This is a genomic window from Microbacterium oxydans (genome assembly GCF_026559675.1).
Lineage (GTDB): Bacteria > Actinomycetota > Actinomycetes > Actinomycetales > Microbacteriaceae > Microbacterium > Microbacterium oxydans_D.
The window spans coordinates 2,699,589-2,714,948 of sequence record NZ_CP092891.1; the positions used below are offsets into that span (position 1 = coordinate 2,699,589).

The window sequence follows — 15,360 nt, forward strand, 5'->3', positions numbered from 1 at the left end:
CCCGGCTCACTCCTCTTCGTCGACCTCGCCGGCGTCCGCATCCCGGACGTCGGCGTCGTCGTCTTCCGCGTCGTCGTCTTCGTCTTCGTCGGAGTCGTCGTCGTCGTCGGAGTCGTGGTCGTCCGAGTCGTCGTCATCGCCGGATGCGTCGACGTCGAGTTCGTCGATGTCGACGCCGTCGAGATCACCCGCGTGCAGGATATCCGCCTCGCCGTCATCGAGGTCGTCGTCGTCATCGTCGAGTGCTTCTTCGTCGTCACCGAGAACGGAGTCCTCGACCGACGTGTCGCCGTCAGCGGCCGCTGCTTCGGCGAGCTCGACCTGGTGCGCGCGGTACTCGGCCAGGCGCTCCGCCCAGGGCACCCACTCGGGCGCGAGCAGCGCACCCTCGCCGGGGAGAAGCTCGACCTCGAGCACCGTCGGCTCCTCGTCGTCCACGCGCGCGACCGTCACAGTCCAGTACCACCCGGGGTAGCCGGGGAGACGGTTCTCGAAACGCAACGAGACCGAGCCGTCCTCCTCGGGAAGGTAGCCGGCGGCCGGACCGATGGAGGACGCGGGAGTGATCTCGCGCAGGGCAGCCAGGGCGAGATCGTGGGCGTCGAGGAGACGCGCGTCGGCGTCAGGCTTCGAGGTCATCAGCGACCTTGCGCAGGACGGCCGCGATCTTGCGGCCGTGTCCGGAGGAGGGGTAGCGCCCGCGGCGCAGGTCCCCGCCGATGCCGTCGAGGAGCTTCACGAGATCCTCGACGATGATCGCCATGTCGTCTGCGGGCTTCCGCTTGGCCTTCGACAGGCTGGGCGGCGCCTCGAGCACGCGCACGGACAGCGCCTGCAGCCCGCGCTTCCCGTCGGCCACGCCGAACTCCACGCGTGCACCGGCCTTCACCGCGGCGCCTGCAGGCATCGCGGAGGCGTGCAGGAAGACGTCCTGGCCGTCATCGCTGGCGATGAAGCCGAAACCCTTGTCTTCGTCGTAGAACCTGACCTTGCCGGTGGGCATGGGAGAACCTCGCTGAGATCTGTGTGCAGAACGGTGGACGCGCTCGTGCGCGTCCTCTCCAGCCTACCGGTCGCAGGCCGCACGGATCAGAAGCCCAGTGCGAGTAGGCTGAGGCGGATGAGCACGCACAATTCCGAACCGGAGGTTCCCATCCGCCGGCTGGATCGTATCCTGGCGTTCACCGCGCTCGGAATCGCCGCAGCATCCGTGGTGTGCTTCTTCGCGATCATCATCGGCACGGCACTGGGCATGAATCAGGACTCGTTCGGCGAGGGCGCCTGGCCGTTCATCGCCGCGATCCCCTACTGGGGGCTTCCGCTCGCCTTCCTGATGATCATCGCGCTGCTGACGATGAGCTTCATCCGAAAGGGCCGCGCGTCTTCGCGTTCGTGAGGCATCGGCCATGAGCACTCACGCACGACCGCTGGCGGATTGGCTGGCGGCCGCGCGCGACGACGAGCTGCTCCGTCTCCTCTCCGCACGCGGCGTACGACCGGATGCCGGGTGGCAGGACTTCTTCGACGCCGCCGAGTCCCTGCTCGATCCGACGTCTCTGGCCAGGCTCCTCCCCTCGCTCACGGCGGCGGAGGCGAGGGCGCTGCTCGACGCGGTGTCGGGCGGGAGCGCCGGCCCCGAGCAGGAGCAGCTGATCGCCCTCGCACTCCTGCGCCCGGACGGCACACCGTATCCGCCCGTGGTCACGGCCCTCGCCGGACGTACCGCGCCGGAGCCTCCCCCGGGGCCCGAGACCACGCGTGCCTCCTCCGAGACCGCCTCCGCTCACGCCGCGGAGCGTGCGTTCACGACCGTCGCCGTGCTCGCCGACCTGCTCCTCATCACGCGGGAGCGCCCGTTCGCGCTGCTGATCGGCGGAGGGGTGAGCTCCGGCGAGAAGCGCCAGCTCGCCGAGTCGGGTGTCGCGGTGGATCTCGTGGACACCCTCGTCGCCGTCGCGCTCCAAGCGGGGCTGGCGGTCACCGCCGAGCGTCGGCTGCGCTCGAGCCGATCCGCGGAGGACTGGCTGCGCTCGTCGGCCGTCGAACGCTGGAGCGTGCTCGCCGCCTCGTTCCGCGACGCGCTTCCTCGCGGCGTCCGCTCCCCGGACGGCGGATGGATCCCCCCGGAGCAGTGGCCCCTCGCCCATCCCTGGGACCCGTCGTGGCCGGAGCGGTCCCGCACGCTGCACGAGGCGGCGCGACACCTCGGCCTGATCGCGGAGGACGGCACCGAACCGGAGTGGGCCGCCGGGTTGCGCCGCGGAGACGCCCCCGACGCCGGTGCACTCGCTCGCCTGCTGCCGACCGAGGTCGACCGGATCTTCCTCCAGAACGACCTCACGGCGATCGCCCCCGGTCCGCTCGAGCCCGCCCTGGACGTGCGGCTCCGCACGATCGCGGCCCGCGAGTCCGCGGCCCAGGCCTCGTCGTACCGCTTCACCTCGGAGTCCGTGGCACATGCGTTCGTCGCGGGCGAGACCGAGCAGTCGATCCTCGACTTCCTGGGCGCCATCTCGCTCACGGGCATCCCGCAGCCGCTGGGCTATCTGATCGGACAGACCGCGCAGCGGCATGGGCTCGTCCGCGTCTCGACCGACGAAGAGACAGGCCGCACGCGGATCGAGAGCTCCGACCCTCACCTCATCCAGGCGATGGCCGTGGACCAGTCGCTGCGTCCGCTCGCGCTCAGCGCGCACGTCGAGTCGCTCACCACCCGCGTGAGCCGCGAGACGGTGTACTGGGCGCTCACCGACGCCCGGTACCCGGCGACGCTCGTCGACTCCGACGGCGCCCTCGTGATCCGTGAGCGCCACCCGGCACCGCCGGCGGCGTCCCCGAGCACCGGCGCACCCGACCTGTCGTCCCTGATCGCCCGACTGCGCTCCCACCAGGGGCCCGACGCCGATGCCGCCTGGCTGGATCGGGAGCTCGAGGCCGCCGTCCGCGCGAAGTCCGTCCTCCAGGTCACCGTCGGGATGCCCGACGGGTCGACGAGGGAACTCCTCCTGGAGGCGACCGGCATGGGCGGTGGCCGCCTCCGCGGACGGGATCGTGCGGCCGACGTCGAGCGCACCCTGCCGGTGTCGAGCATCCTCGCAGCCACGATCGTCGCGCCGTAGGGCCCGATGCCTCGCGCGACCGGTAAACTGGTCAGCTATGTCTGATGGCCCCTTGATCGTCCAGAGCGATCGCACCGTGCTGCTCGAAGTCGCCCACGCCGACGCGGAGAGCGCGCGCCATGAGCTCGCGATCTTCGCCGAACTGGAACGGGCGCCCGAGCACATCCACACCTATCGGATCACCCGGCTCGGGCTGTGGAACGCGCGCGCTGCGGGACACACCGCCGAGGACATGCTGGAGACGCTGGACCGCTGGTCGCGTTTCCCGGTGCCGCCGTCGGTCGCGGTCGACCTGCGCGAGACGGTGAACCGCTACGGACGACTCGTGATCGAGCGCGACGACGAGGGCACGCTGATCCTGCGCTCCTCCGATCCCGCCGTGCTGACGCAGGTCGCCCACAACAAGCGCATCCAGCCCCTGCTGATCGGGCACCCGTCCCCGGAGACCTTCGTGGTCGACGCCTGGGCGCGCGGGCAGATCAAGCAGGAGCTGCTGAAGATCGGCTGGCCGGCGGAAGACCTCGCCGGCTACACGCCGGGGACGCCGCACGAGATCGACCTCGCCGAGGACGGATGGCAGATCCGCCCGTACCAGCAGGACGCGGTGGACGCCTTCTCGAAGGACGGCTCGGGTGTCGTGGTGCTCCCCTGCGGCGCGGGCAAGACGATCGTCGGCGCCGGAGCCATGGCCGCGACCAAGACGACCACGCTGATCCTCGTCACGAACACGGTGTCCGCCCGCCAGTGGCGCGACGAGCTCCTCAAGCGCACGAGCCTGACCCCCGAGGAGATCGGCGAGTACTCCGGCCAGGCCAAGGAGGTCAAGCCGGTCACGATCGCGACGTACCAGATCCTGACGGCGAAGCGGAAGGGCGAGTACGCGCACCTGGCGTTGCTGGATGCTCTCGACTGGGGACTCATCGTGTACGACGAGGTCCACCTGCTCCCGGCTCCCGTGTTCAAGCTCACCGCCGACCTGCAGGCCCGCCGTCGCATCGGTCTCACGGCGACCCTCGTGCGCGAGGACGGCCGCGAGGGCGACGTGTTCAGCCTGATCGGTCCGAAGCGGTTCGACGCCCCGTGGAAGCAGATCGAGGCGCAGGGCTTCATCTCCCCCGCCGCCTGCTACGAGGTGCGCGTCGACCTCCCGCCGAGCGACCGGCTCGAGTACGCGGCCGCGACCGACGACGAGCGGTACCGCCTCGCGGCATCCGCTCCGGCGAAGGTGCAGGCCGTGCGCGAGCTCATCGCCAAGCACGAGGGTGAGCGCATCCTCGTGATCGGGCAGTACCTCGATCAGCTCGAGTCGCTGTCCGAGGCGCTGAACGCACCCCAGATCACCGGCGCGACCCCGGTCGACGAACGCGAGGAGCTGTACCGCGCCTTCCGTGAGGGCGACATCTCGCTGCTCGTGGTCTCCAAGGTGGCGAACTTCTCGATCGACCTGCCCGAGGCATCCGTCGCCATCCAGGTGTCCGGATCGTTCGGGTCGCGTCAGGAGGAGGCTCAGCGACTCGGTCGCCTCCTGCGACCGAAGCAGTCGGGCCACACCGCGAGCTTCTACACCCTCGTCGCACGCGACACCATCGACCAGGACTACGCGCAGAACCGCCAGCGCTTCCTCGCCGAGCAGGGCTACAGCTACACGATCATGGATTCGGACGCGATCGCCGCTTGATGCCCCGGCGCGCGGCCGACCATCTCAGCCGCGCAGCACGGGATCCAGGTGATGGGTTCCGTGCGCACCGCCGACAGCCGTCCCCGTGGGGAACGCGACGCTCGCCGTGCGCGCGACTCCGAGGCGGCCCGCCCACCGATCGGCGAGCAGCGCGTAGACCACCATCGCGAGAGTCGAGGCCAGCAGGTCGACGGGCGTGCCCGAGGTGGCGTTCGCGTCGACGAGCTGGACGGAGCCGAGCAGGAAGATCAGCACGTTGTTGACGATGTGCAGGGAGATCGCGGCTTCGAGGCCTCCGGTGCGCCAGGTCAGCCAGGCGGCGACGATGGCGAACACGCCGACGCTCGCCGCACCCCAGACGTCGTAGCCGTGCCCGAGCACGAACAGCGGGACGGGCAGCAGGATCGCGAAGGCCGGATGGCGCAGCCACCCACCGACCAGCTGCATCAGATATCCACGGAACACGTACTCCTCGGCCGCCGCCTGGAACGGGATCAGCAGCAGCACGAGAAGCACCATGATCCAGAGACCGGGGTGCGAGAAGTCGGGCGCGATCGTCTCGCCGACGGCCGCGGACCACCCCAGGACGACCGCGAAGTAGACGACGAAGACCGCGAGGGCGAGCAGCAGGCTCTTCCCCAGCCAGCCCATCCGGAGCCTCCCGGTGACCGACGACAGCAGTCCGACGCCGCGCCCCTCGATCAGGCGGGAGGCCACGAGCAGGGCGGGGATCATCAGGATCAGCGGCAGCACCAGGGCGACGAGGAGCCAGGGCCGTTCGAGGTCGAAGTACTGCGCGGTGGTGAGGAGGGTCTGCAGCTCGGCGTCCCCGCCGGGGACGAACATCGCCACGATCACCAACGGCACGATCAGCAGGAGCATGATCGCGACGTAGAGCGCGATACCGACGAGTCCGGTCACGATCATCCGCCACCAGCGATACCGCGGGCGCAGGCGCGCGAGACGGTGGTACGCCACCTGCTCGGAGGGTGGCGGCGTGGTCGGGTCGACAGGTGCGGGGGCGGCGATGGCGTCCTCGTTCGAGCTCATGAGACGATCCTCGCGTGTCCGGCTGTGTGGCGCATCCGCCCACGGGATGATCGCCGTTCCGCCGCGCACGGAACACGGCTGCCACCCGCCTCGGGAACGGCGACTCCGCGCCGTTCCGCACAATAGTCAGCATCCGCATGGCCGAAGTCACCATAATGGGGACATGACTGCTCCGCGCATCCTGGTCGTCGACGACGAACCCAACATCCGCGACCTGCTCTCCACGGGTCTCAGCTTCGCCGGATTCCAGGTGAAGACGGTCGCCAACGGCGCCGCCACGATCTCGGCCGTCCTCGAAGAGGAGCCGGACCTGATCATCCTGGACGTCATGCTTCCCGACATGAACGGGTTCAGCGTGACCAAGCGCCTTCGCGGCGCCGGCTTCACGGCACCCATCCTGTTCCTGACCGCGAAGGACGGCACCGACGACAAGATCGAGGGCCTCAACGCCGGTGGCGACGACTACGTCACCAAGCCGTTCAGCCTCGACGAGATCGTCGCCAGGGCCCAGGCCATCCTCCGCCGCACGATGCAGGCCGACGAGGAGTCCATCATCCGTGCCGGCGAGCTGTCGATGGACCAGGACACGCACGACGTCCACGTCGGCAAGGAGCCGATCGAGCTCAGCCCGACCGAGTTCAAGCTGCTGCGCTACCTGATGCTCAACCCGAACCGGGTGCTGTCGAAGGCGCAGATCCTCGACCACGTCTGGGAGTACGACTTCAACGGCGACGCCGGCATCGTCGAGAGCTACATCTCGTACCTGCGCCGCAAGATCGACCCGCACACGGAGGAGTCGCTGATCCAGACCAAGCGCGGCTTCGGCTACATGCTCAAGGTCGGCAAGACGGTCTGACGACCACCGCACCATCATCGACAGCGCCTCGGGGCGGAGTCGGCGCACCAGGGAGGACCGCATGGCGCACAAGCCCGATGCGGTCACCAGCTGGTGGCGTCGCATCAGCCTTCGGGCGAAGGTCACCGGCGTGACGGTCGCCGTGCTCGCGCTCGGCCTCCTCGTCGCCGGCATCGGCACGGTCCCGCTGCTGCGCAACGCCCTGGTCGAGAACATCGACACGCAGCTGCCCGCCCTGGTGTCCAGCGACCTGGTCGACCGCTACTTCGACACGGCGAACGTGGACGGGGTCACCACCTACACCCCGCGTGACGAGCAGCCGCGGGACTTCTCGTTCGCCATCTACGACGCGGAGGGCGCGCTCCGTGCGACCGCGCGGGGCACCGCCGGCGACGCCCCCCTGTTCCCCGCCGAGTTCACGCTCGCCGAGGCCAACGCCAAGACCGACCAGGTCCTGCAGATGTACGGCTCGGACGGCGAGGTGTTCCACGCCGCCGTCGCCGTCATGGGCTCGGAGGGCGGCACCATCCGCATCCAGCTCGTCGCGATGCCGCTCGCCCCCGCAGACCGCATCATCAGTCAGTACTTCGGGATCTACATCACGATCGCGCTGATCACGATCCTCGTCGCCGCGCTCCTCACCCGCGGACTCGTCACGCTGACGTTCCGCAGACTGGGCCAAGTCGAGGCGACGGCGATGTCGATCGCGGCCGGCGACTTCCGACAGCGCCTGACCGATCTCGAGCCGACCACCGAGGTGGGCCGCCTGAACGCGGCGATCAACACGATGCTCGATCGCGTGGACCGCTCGCTCGCGCAGCGCGACCGCACGGTCCAGCACATGCGGCGGTTCATCGGCGACGCGAGCCACGAGCTGCGTACACCGCTGGTGAGCGTGCGCGGCTACGCGGAGCTGTACCGGATGGGCGCGATCAAGGGCGAGGAAGACACTGCCAGGGCCATGGAGCGCATCGAGAAGGAGGCCATCCGGATGGGCGTCCTCGTCGAGGACCTCCTCGCCCTCGCCCGGCTGGACGAGGAGCGCGAACCGGAGATCGTGCCGCTGGACCTCCGTCCGATCGCCAGGGACGCCGCCCTCGACCTGCGCGCGGCCGCCCCCGGCCGGACGGTCACGGTGATCGACCGCACCGTCGAGGCCATGGCACCCATCCCGCTCCGGGAAGCGCCCTCCGCCGACCCCCAGCCGTCGACCCCTCCGGCACCGCGCGGACTGTCCCGCACAGCCCTCTCGCGCCTGCGCCGTCGCCCCCGTCAGCAGCAGGAGCAGGCACCGGCGATCGACTTCACCGAGATCCCGGACATCCCCGTGCGCACCCCTCCGATCGTGCTCGGCGAGGAGAACAAGGTGCGTCAGGTCGTCACGAACCTGCTGGGGAACGCCCGCCGCTTCTCACCCGAGGACGGACCGATCGAGATCGTCGTCGACTCCGACCGCGTGCTCGGCACGGGATCGATCGCGATCGTGGACCATGGCGAGGGCATCCCCCCGCAGATCCGGGAGCAGATCTTCGAGCGCTTCTGGCGTGCCGACACCTCCCGCGCGCGCGAGACGGGCGGGTCGGGACTCGGCCTCGCGATCGTCGCCTCGATCGTCAAGGCGCTGCACGGCAGCGTCGCGGTCTCCGAGACTCCCGGGGGCGGCGCGACCTTCACGGTGACGCTCCCCCTCGCTCCCGCCCGCGCCACCCCCGAGCACCTTCTCGAGGACACGCAGCCGTTGGATCGGCTGGAGCTTCCCTAGCTCCGTCCGCTCGCCGAGGGGCTGAGCCGACGGCGGGGTGCTTCTGCACGGCCGCGGCGGCTTTCCGGTTCCGCACAGCGGGCGCCGGCCGGCCGCACCGTGCGGAGCGTCGGCTGTCGCGCACGCCTAGCGTCGGAAGCCCAACGAGAAGGAGCTCACATGTCCGTCTTCACCGTCGACACCGAGGCCGTCCACGCGGCGCACGGCGCGACCCGCGCCACCATCGAGCGACTGCAGACCGAGTCTGCGACGCTCATGGCCCAGCTCCGCCAGCTGCAGACGACCTGGGTCGGAAACGCGTCGAACGCGTTCCAGGGATGCGCCGAGCAGTGGCAGGGAGCGCAGCTGCACGTCGAGCAGGTCCTCGACTCCATCGGCACGTCGCTGGGGTCCGTGGCCACGCAGTACGCGGATGCCGACCAGTACTCGGCCAGCCTGTTCCGCTGACGGCACCACCCGCACCCGCCCACAGGCACCCCGATCAACGCAGAACGCCCCTGGCCGGAGCCAGGGGCGTTCTGTCATGTGCGATGGATCAGAAGTCCATGCCACCCGACGGGTCGCCGACCGGAGCGGACGACTTCTCGGGCTTGTCCGCGACGACGGCCTCGGTGGTGAGGAACAGCGCCGCGATCGAAGCAGCGTTCTGCAGCGCGGAACGGGTCACCTTGGCGGGGTCGATGATCCCGGCGGCGAACATGTCGACGTACTCGCCCGTGGCCGCGTTGAGGCCCTGGCCCGCGGGGAGCTCGGAGACCTTGTTCGCGACGACGCCCGGCTCGAGACCGGCGTTCAGCGCGATCTGCTTGAGCGGAGCCTCGATGGCCACGCGGACGATGTTCGCACCGGTCGCCTCGTCACCCGTCAGCGTCAGGCCGTCGAGGGCCTTCGTGCCGGACTGGATCAGCGCGACGCCACCACCGGGGACGATGCCCTCTTCGACGGCTGCCTTCGCGTTGCGGACGGCGTCCTCGATGCGGTGCTTGCGCTCCTTGAGCTCGACCTCGGTCGCGGCACCCGCCTTGATGACGGCGACGCCACCGGCGAGCTTCGCGAGGCGCTCCTGGAGCTTCTCACGGTCGTAGTCGCTGTCGGTGTTCTCGATCTCGCGACGGATCTGCGTGACGCGACCCTCGATCTGCTCGGCCTCGCCGGCACCCTCGACGATCGTGGTCTCGTCCTTGGTGACGATGACCTTGCGTGCACGACCCAGGAGGTCAAGCGTGGCGTTCTCGAGCTTAAGGCCCACCTCTTCGGTGATGACCTGGCCGCCGGTGAGGATCGCGATGTCCTGCAGCTGCGCCTTGCGACGGTCGCCGAAGCCGGGGGCCTTGACGGCGACCGACTTGAAGATGCCCTTGAGCTTGTTCAGCACGAGCGTCGCGAGAGCCTCGCCCTCGACGTCCTCGGCGATGATGACGAGCTCCTTGCCGTCCTGGATCACCTTGTCGACGATGGGCAGGAGGTCCTTGATGTTGGAGACCTTCTGGTTCGCGATGAGGATGTACGGGTCCTCGAAGACTGCCTCCTGGCGCTCCGGGTCCGTGACGAAGTACGGGTTCAGGTAACCCTTGTCGAAGCGCATGCCCTCGGTGAGCTCGAGCTCGGTGCCGAACGTCTGCGACTCCTCGACGGTGACGACGCCTTCCTTGCCGACCTTGTCGATCGCCTCGGCGATGAGCTCGCCGATCGCGGGGTCTGCAGCGGAGATGGACGCCGTAGCGGCGATCTGCTCCTTGGAGTCGATCTCCTTGGCGCTCGAGAGGAGCTCCTCGGTGATCGCAGCGACGGCCTTCTCGATGCCGCGCTTGAGCGAGATGGGGTCGGCGCCGGCTGCGACGTTGCGCAGACCCTCGCGGACCAGAGCCTGAGCGAGGACCGTGGCGGTGGTGGTGCCGTCACCCGCGACGTCGTCGGTCTTCTTGGCGACCTCCTTGACGAGCTCCGCACCGATCTTCTCGTACGGGTCGTCCAGCTCGATCTCCTTGGCGATGGAGACACCGTCGTTCGTGATCGTGGGGGCGCCCCACTTCTTCTCGAGGACGACGTTGCGACCGCGCGGGCCGAGGGTCACCTTGACCGCGTCGGCGAGGATGTTGAGGCCGCGCTCGAGGCCGCGGCGGGCCTCCTCATCGAAAGCAATGATCTTTGCCATGAGTTTTTTCGTCCCTCCTGGACGTAGACGTTGGGTTTAGCACTCAGAGTGAGAGAGTGCTAACGCCATTCTGGCACTCGACACCTTCGAGTGCAAGCCGCCGGATACGGAGGCGCCGCGAGGTCAGGAGGCCGGAGTGTCGGCGGGCGTCGCCGGCGCGGAGGTCGACCGGTCGAGTCCGATCACGACCCTGAACTGCTTCTGCCCGTCCGCACTCTCGGCGGGATAGAAGTCGCTCTGCTGCACGGCAGCACCGTCGAGGAGATTCGCCAGGCCGATGGCCGCCAGCTCGTCCTCGTCGTTCACGTAGAAGACCGTCGTGGTCGGGAAGTCCGTGCTCGAGCTGTCACCGGCCAGGACGTCGTCCGACGCCCAGCCGTTGTTGATCAGGGTCTCGCGCATCTGGGTGTCGAGGCCCTCATCGGGTGTCCCGTTCAGGATGATGACGGAGATGCTGGGGTCGACCACACCCGTCTCGACGGGGGTCGGGACGGGGGTCGGCGCCGCCTCGGGGAACAGCGAGACGCGGCCCATGACGACCAGGGAGCCGAAGATCCCGGCGATGATGAGCACGAGAGCGGCCACGAAGGACCACAGCAGCACGACCCAGCCGTTCATGCCCGGGGCCTCGGCACGGTGCGCGCCCACGCGTCCGGAGGAACGGGGGACGTCATCGAAGCGATCGCGGGTGGGCTTTGACACCCCTCGATGCTAGCGGCACGCACCTGTCAATCCGTTCCGCGGCGCGAGAGCGAGCGGTCCTGGCGCGACTTCGCGTGGATCAGCCGACGAAGCCGGGCATCCGCGACGTGCGCCGTGCTGCGCGGGAATCGCGGATCCTACGCAGCCTGCGCACCAGCATCGGGTCGTACTCGAGTGCGGCGTCGGACTCGATCAGCCGCCCCAGCAGCTGGTAGTAACGCGCGGCGCTCATGCCCAGCTGGGCGCGGATGACCTCCTCCTTCGCCCCGCCATGACGCGGCCAGGCCGTTTCGAGGGCGAGGATCGCGCGATCGCGCTCCGTCAGGTCTCCGAGCATGGGTCCAGGTTAGGACGCGTCGGCGCGGAGAGCCGCTCGCCACTCCCACCAACGCCCGAGCGGATCCGCCGCCGCCCGGACGTGCCCGTCGATCGCCACGACGAACCCCGGCCAGTCGCCCCCGACGCGCGGTTCCCACACATCGAGCAGCCGCGGCGGATCGATCGTGATCCAGTGCCCGGGAAGGCCCGAGATGCGTGCGATCAGGGCTTCCCGCTCGGCGCGCGGGATGTGCACGAGCACACCGGGCGTCGTGACGACGAGCGTGGCACCGGGCGGGGCCTCGGCCGCGAGCGCGTCGAGCTGCTCCGAGGCATCGCCGCGGACCAGCAGCGGCGGATCCGCGGCGGCGATGTCGAGCGCGGCGTCGATCCGCTCCTCCCGGCCGGCCTCCCCCGGCCAGACGAGCCCCCGCAGCCACCGCCGGTCGCGCTCCGACGTCGCGTCGAGCGGGGCGAGGTCGATGCCCGCGCGCCAGACGACATCCGGCATCCGCAGAGAGGGAAGGGCGCCCGTCACCCGGCTCTCCAGAACCACGGCGGACATCCCGTCAGCCGGATCGAGACCGGCACGGAGCCCGCCATGCTCATCCGTGAAGCGGTACGAGTAGCGATCGGGGTAGAGGCAGAGCCCGGCGGACGCCCCGATCTCGAGCAGCGCGATCGGTCCCTCGATCTCGGAGAGCACCGGCAGGAGCGCTGCCAGGCGCAGCGGCTCGTTGGTCTGCAGCGAGCGCTCCGTGCATTCCGCGACGATCTCGTCCGCATGCCGGAGCACGAAGCTCCGCCAGTGCGGGTACCCCACGAGCCCGACTCCGAGCAGCCGGGTCACCGCGAACACCAGGGGCGGCTGCCGCCTCGACTCGGGGATCCGCAGCAGGACCCGCCGCACGGCGATGTCGTCGGCGACCCCCGCTGCCCAGTCCGCGTACAGCGCGCTCCGGCCCGGCGCCTCCTCGCGGGCGAATCGTGCGTAGCGCTCCTGCACAGCGTCCGTCATCCGTCCATTCTGACGCGGCGCACCCGGCACCCCGCCACAGGAGGGAGAATGGAGGCGACTCAGGAGGACACATGTCGTACAGCGTGGACAAGACCGAAGAAGAGTGGCGCGACGAGCTCGGCGAAGAGCAGTACGCCGTGCTGCGTCAGGCCGCGACCGAGCGTGCCTGGACGGGTGAGCTGCTCGATGAGGAGCGCGCGGGCCTCTACACCTGCGGGGCGTGCAACGCCGAGCTCTTCAAGAGCGGCACGAAGTTCGACTCCGGATGCGGATGGCCGAGCTTCTACGAGTCGATCCGCCCCGACGCGGTCGAGCTCATCGAGGACGACAGCCTGGGCATGGTGCGCACCGAGGTCCGCTGCGCCAACTGCGGCTCGCACCTCGGCCATGTCTTCCCGGACGGATTCGGAACGCCCACCGGCGATCGCTACTGCATGAACTCGATCGCACTGAACTTCACCCCCGAAGCCTCGTGAGCGCGCTCGACGCGGTCCGCGCGCGTCAGTCCTGGTCGAAGGTCGACGAGCGGTCGCCGAGTCGCGAGGAGCTGCTGACGTTCGTGGCCGCCGCCGGTCGCGTGGCCGATCACTCGTCGCTTCGTCCGTGGCGGCTCATCGAGCTGCGCGGCGACGACCGAGAGGCGCTGGGCGCGGCCATCGCCAAGGCGCAGGGAGATGCCTCCCCCTCGACGAAGCCGTTGCGCGCACCGCTGCTCATCGCCGTCGTCGCGAGCTATCAGAAGAGCGAGAAGGTCCCGCGCTGGGAGCAGGAGGCCGTCGCCTCCGGTGTCGCGCACGCCCTCAGCCTGCTGCTCGACGAGGCCGGATGGGGTGTCATCTGGCGCACCGGGCACTACACCCGTGCGAAGGCGGTCGCGAAGGCGCACGGTCTCGGCAAGAACGAGGAGCTCCTCGGCTGGCTCTACGTCGGCGGCAAACCCGAGGGGAAGAAGCCCGGGCGCCGCAAGGCCGTCGACGCGCGGAAGCTCGTCACCCGGATGCCGAAGGCCGGCGCGAAATCCTCGTCGGACAAGAAGGCGAAGAAGAAGTAACGCTCAGCGCCGGCGCCGCCACGGCACGGCGACCACGACCGAGGCCACGGCGACGACCACCATGGCGATGACCTGCCAGAGCGCGGGTCCGGCCGCCGGCGGCCAGATCAGGTCGATCACGACCGAGGCCACGAGCTGCCCGAGCACGGACCCCAGCCCCATCAGCAGCACGCCCGTGTGCGCGACGATGAACGCCCCGAGCAGGATGTAGGCGGCGCCGAGGAAGCCGCCCAGGTAGAGCCACGGCTCTGCGGGGAGGGCGTTCGGCATGCCGCGGAAGGCGATGCTCACGCCTGCGGCGACGGCGAGGACCACGGTTCCCGTGATGAAGCTCATGAGCGTCGCGGAGAGCGGTGAGCTGACGCGCTGCGCGAGACGTCCGTTCGTCCCCGCCTGCCACGCGATGCCGACACCGGCGGCGAACGGCAGCAGCAGCATCCACAGCGGTGCGGAGGCGAGCACGTCGCCGGAGAGCGAGATCCCGACCGCGGCGAGCGCGAGCGCACCGCCGGCCACACGGCCCGGCGTGATCGCCACGACGCCGGCCGGACCGAACCCGATCCGATCGAGCACGAGGCCGTGCAGGGTCTGCCCGGCGACGACGCCGACGGTGAACAGCGAGACGCCGAGCACTCCCGCGGTCAGCCCCTGGGTGGACACGGTGAGAGCCCCGCACGCACCGCCGAGCAGCATCCAGAAGGGGATCGTCTGACGACGGATGCCGTTCCGCAGCCGGGCGACGCCGCGCCGCGCGGACGGGATGCAGGTGATCACCACGGCCAGGGCCACGAGTCCCACCGAGAAGGAGAGGAATCCGGCGACGATGCCGTCGTCGACCCGGACCCCGAGCACGCCGTTGATCCGTGCCTGGATCGCCGTCATGACGCCGATGGCGACCGCCCCGCCGAGTGCCAGAGGAGCGGGGAGGCGACGGGATTCTGGCACCAGTCGACCCTACCCGAGCATCCGATCGCTCCTGCGCCGGCGGATGTCGCAGCCCGGGTCTACGCTGGCGGCATGTGCGCGAGCTACGGTCTGGATCCTCGGTTCACCGACACGGAACTCCTCGAAGCCGCCGACGACGCGGTGCTCGAGGGCCTGCGCGTGTGGGCGCGGGAGAACGCGGGTGAGACCGTCCGCCCGACGGGCAAGAACCTGCGGAACCTCAACCCGCTGGTCGTGCAGCCGGATGCCGCCCCGACCCTGGAACCCGCCTGGTGGGGCTTCCTCGTGAACGGCGAGCCGGCGAAGTTCCCGTCGATCAACACGCGCTCGGAGCGACTGCAGGAGCGCCCCGGCGGGGCACGCTCGCGCGCGATCGTGCCGGCGACCAGCTGGTACGAGATGCAGAAGCCCTGGCGGCAGTGGAACGAGTTCATCGTCGACGACGGCACGCTGTTCGGCATGGCTGCCGTCACGCAGCGCGGTCGTACCGCCGACGGAGAATGGTTCACCTGCTACTCGATCGTGATGCGCCCCGCCCCGGCTCACCTGGTCGACCTGCACGATCGCATGCCGCTGCTCATCCCGGCCTCCCTCAGCCACGACTGGCTGACCGCGCCGGCGTCGAAGAAGATCGTCGACGAGGCCGTCCTCGCCTCCGACGAGATGGCCGCGCGGGTGCAGGCCCGTCCCCGGGCCTGACGCGAGG

The 15,360-nt window shown here is 69.9% G+C and carries 17 protein-coding genes; 9 read left to right on the forward strand and 8 right to left on the reverse strand.

Going from position 1 to position 15,360, the window contains the following annotated elements; translation table 11 throughout:
• Window positions 1-6 precede the first annotated feature (6 nt).
• Together MME74_RS13000 and MME74_RS13005 are read right to left on the reverse strand one after the other, a co-directional pair.
• Window positions 7-639, reverse strand: a complete 633-nt coding sequence (locus MME74_RS13000) for a DUF3027 domain-containing protein (protein ID WP_267415472.1) — start codon at window positions 637-639, stop codon at window positions 7-9.
• Window positions 623-1,003, reverse strand: coding sequence for a cold-shock protein (locus MME74_RS13005; RefSeq protein WP_047522525.1), 381 nt, complete (start codon window positions 1,001-1,003; stop codon window positions 623-625). The genes MME74_RS13000 and MME74_RS13005 overlap by 17 nt, the downstream gene beginning before the upstream one ends.
• Before the next feature lie 117 nt (window positions 1,004-1,120).
• On the opposite strand from MME74_RS13005, the gene MME74_RS13010 reads away from it, so the two are divergent.
• Genes MME74_RS13010 through MME74_RS13020 form a run of 3 tightly spaced genes read left to right on the forward strand, consistent with a single transcriptional unit; the run spans window position 1,121 to window position 4,797 of the window.
• Entirely contained in the window at window positions 1,121-1,396 is a 276-nt protein-coding gene (locus MME74_RS13010) for a multidrug ABC transporter ATPase (RefSeq protein WP_267415477.1), read from the forward strand.
• Between the two features lie 10 nt (window positions 1,397-1,406).
• Window positions 1,407-3,119: a helicase-associated domain-containing protein gene (locus tag MME74_RS13015; RefSeq protein WP_267415479.1), complete on the forward strand. Its 1,713-nt coding sequence runs from the start codon at window positions 1,407-1,409 to the stop codon at window positions 3,117-3,119.
• Between the two features lie 37 nt (window positions 3,120-3,156).
• Window positions 3,157-4,797, forward strand: coding sequence for a DNA repair helicase XPB (locus tag MME74_RS13020; RefSeq protein WP_267415480.1), 1,641 nt, complete (start codon window positions 3,157-3,159; stop codon window positions 4,795-4,797).
• A 24-nt stretch (window positions 4,798-4,821) separates the two neighbouring features.
• Here MME74_RS13020 and MME74_RS13025 read toward each other — a convergent pair whose 3' ends face one another.
• Window positions 4,822-5,847 carry a CPBP family intramembrane glutamic endopeptidase gene (locus MME74_RS13025; protein ID WP_267415481.1) on the reverse strand — a complete coding sequence of 342 codons (1,026 nt, stop codon included), beginning with the start codon at window positions 5,845-5,847 and terminating at the stop codon, window positions 4,822-4,824.
• A 163-nt stretch (window positions 5,848-6,010) separates the two neighbouring features.
• Between MME74_RS13025 and MME74_RS13030 the strand changes: the two genes are divergently transcribed.
• The 3 genes from MME74_RS13030 (at window position 6,011) to MME74_RS13040 (ending at window position 8,912) form a co-directional block, all read left to right on the forward strand.
• Window positions 6,011-6,703: a response regulator transcription factor gene (locus tag MME74_RS13030; RefSeq protein ID WP_017828926.1), complete on the forward strand. Its 693-nt coding sequence runs from the start codon at window positions 6,011-6,013 to the stop codon at window positions 6,701-6,703.
• Window positions 6,704-6,764: 61 nt separating this feature from the next.
• On the forward strand, window positions 6,765-8,465 hold the full coding sequence (locus MME74_RS13035) for a sensor histidine kinase (RefSeq protein WP_267415482.1): 1,701 nt from the start codon (window positions 6,765-6,767) through the stop codon (window positions 8,463-8,465).
• Window positions 8,466-8,624: 159 nt separating this feature from the next.
• Window positions 8,625-8,912: a WXG100 family type VII secretion target gene (locus MME74_RS13040; RefSeq protein WP_267415483.1), complete on the forward strand. Its 288-nt coding sequence runs from the start codon at window positions 8,625-8,627 to the stop codon at window positions 8,910-8,912.
• An 88-nt stretch (window positions 8,913-9,000) separates the two neighbouring features.
• Here the strand turns inward: MME74_RS13040 and groL are convergent, their stop codons facing one another.
• The 4 genes from groL to MME74_RS13060 form a co-directional block, all read right to left on the reverse strand.
• Window positions 9,001-10,620 carry a chaperonin GroEL gene (gene groL / locus MME74_RS13045; RefSeq protein ID WP_267415484.1) on the reverse strand — a complete coding sequence of 540 codons (1,620 nt, stop codon included), beginning with the start codon at window positions 10,618-10,620 and terminating at the stop codon, window positions 9,001-9,003.
• 123 nt (window positions 10,621-10,743) lie between these two features.
• The gene (locus MME74_RS13050) at window positions 10,744-11,322 is read right to left on the reverse strand and encodes a LytR C-terminal domain-containing protein (RefSeq protein WP_324170112.1); all 579 of its coding nucleotides are present in this window, start codon (window positions 11,320-11,322) and stop codon (window positions 10,744-10,746) included.
• Between the two features lie 79 nt (window positions 11,323-11,401).
• On the reverse strand, window positions 11,402-11,659 hold the full coding sequence (locus tag MME74_RS13055) for a DUF3263 domain-containing protein (protein WP_267415485.1): 258 nt from the start codon (window positions 11,657-11,659) through the stop codon (window positions 11,402-11,404).
• A 9-nt stretch (window positions 11,660-11,668) separates the two neighbouring features.
• A complete protein-coding gene (locus MME74_RS13060; protein WP_267415486.1) occupies window positions 11,669-12,658 on the reverse strand; it encodes a DUF2332 domain-containing protein in 990 nt (329 codons plus the stop codon).
• Window positions 12,659-12,729: 71 nt separating this feature from the next.
• Between MME74_RS13060 and msrB the strand changes: the two genes are divergently transcribed.
• Together msrB and MME74_RS13070 are read left to right on the forward strand one after the other, a co-directional pair.
• Window positions 12,730-13,134, forward strand: coding sequence for a peptide-methionine (R)-S-oxide reductase MsrB (gene msrB, locus MME74_RS13065; RefSeq protein WP_267415487.1), 405 nt, complete (start codon window positions 12,730-12,732; stop codon window positions 13,132-13,134).
• On the forward strand, window positions 13,131-13,709 hold the full coding sequence (locus tag MME74_RS13070) for a nitroreductase family protein (RefSeq protein WP_267415488.1): 579 nt from the start codon (window positions 13,131-13,133) through the stop codon (window positions 13,707-13,709). The genes msrB and MME74_RS13070 overlap by 4 nt, the downstream gene beginning before the upstream one ends.
• Window positions 13,710-13,712: 3 nt before the next feature.
• On the opposite strand, the gene MME74_RS13075 is transcribed toward MME74_RS13070, so the two are convergent.
• Window positions 13,713-14,624 carry a DMT family transporter gene (locus MME74_RS13075; RefSeq protein ID WP_267418582.1) on the reverse strand — a complete coding sequence of 304 codons (912 nt, stop codon included), beginning with the start codon at window positions 14,622-14,624 and terminating at the stop codon, window positions 13,713-13,715.
• 102 nt (window positions 14,625-14,726) lie between these two features.
• Between MME74_RS13075 and MME74_RS13080 the strand changes: the two genes are divergently transcribed.
• Entirely contained in the window at window positions 14,727-15,353 is a 627-nt protein-coding gene (locus tag MME74_RS13080) for an SOS response-associated peptidase family protein (RefSeq protein ID WP_267415489.1), read from the forward strand.
• Window positions 15,354-15,360 lie beyond the last annotated feature (7 nt).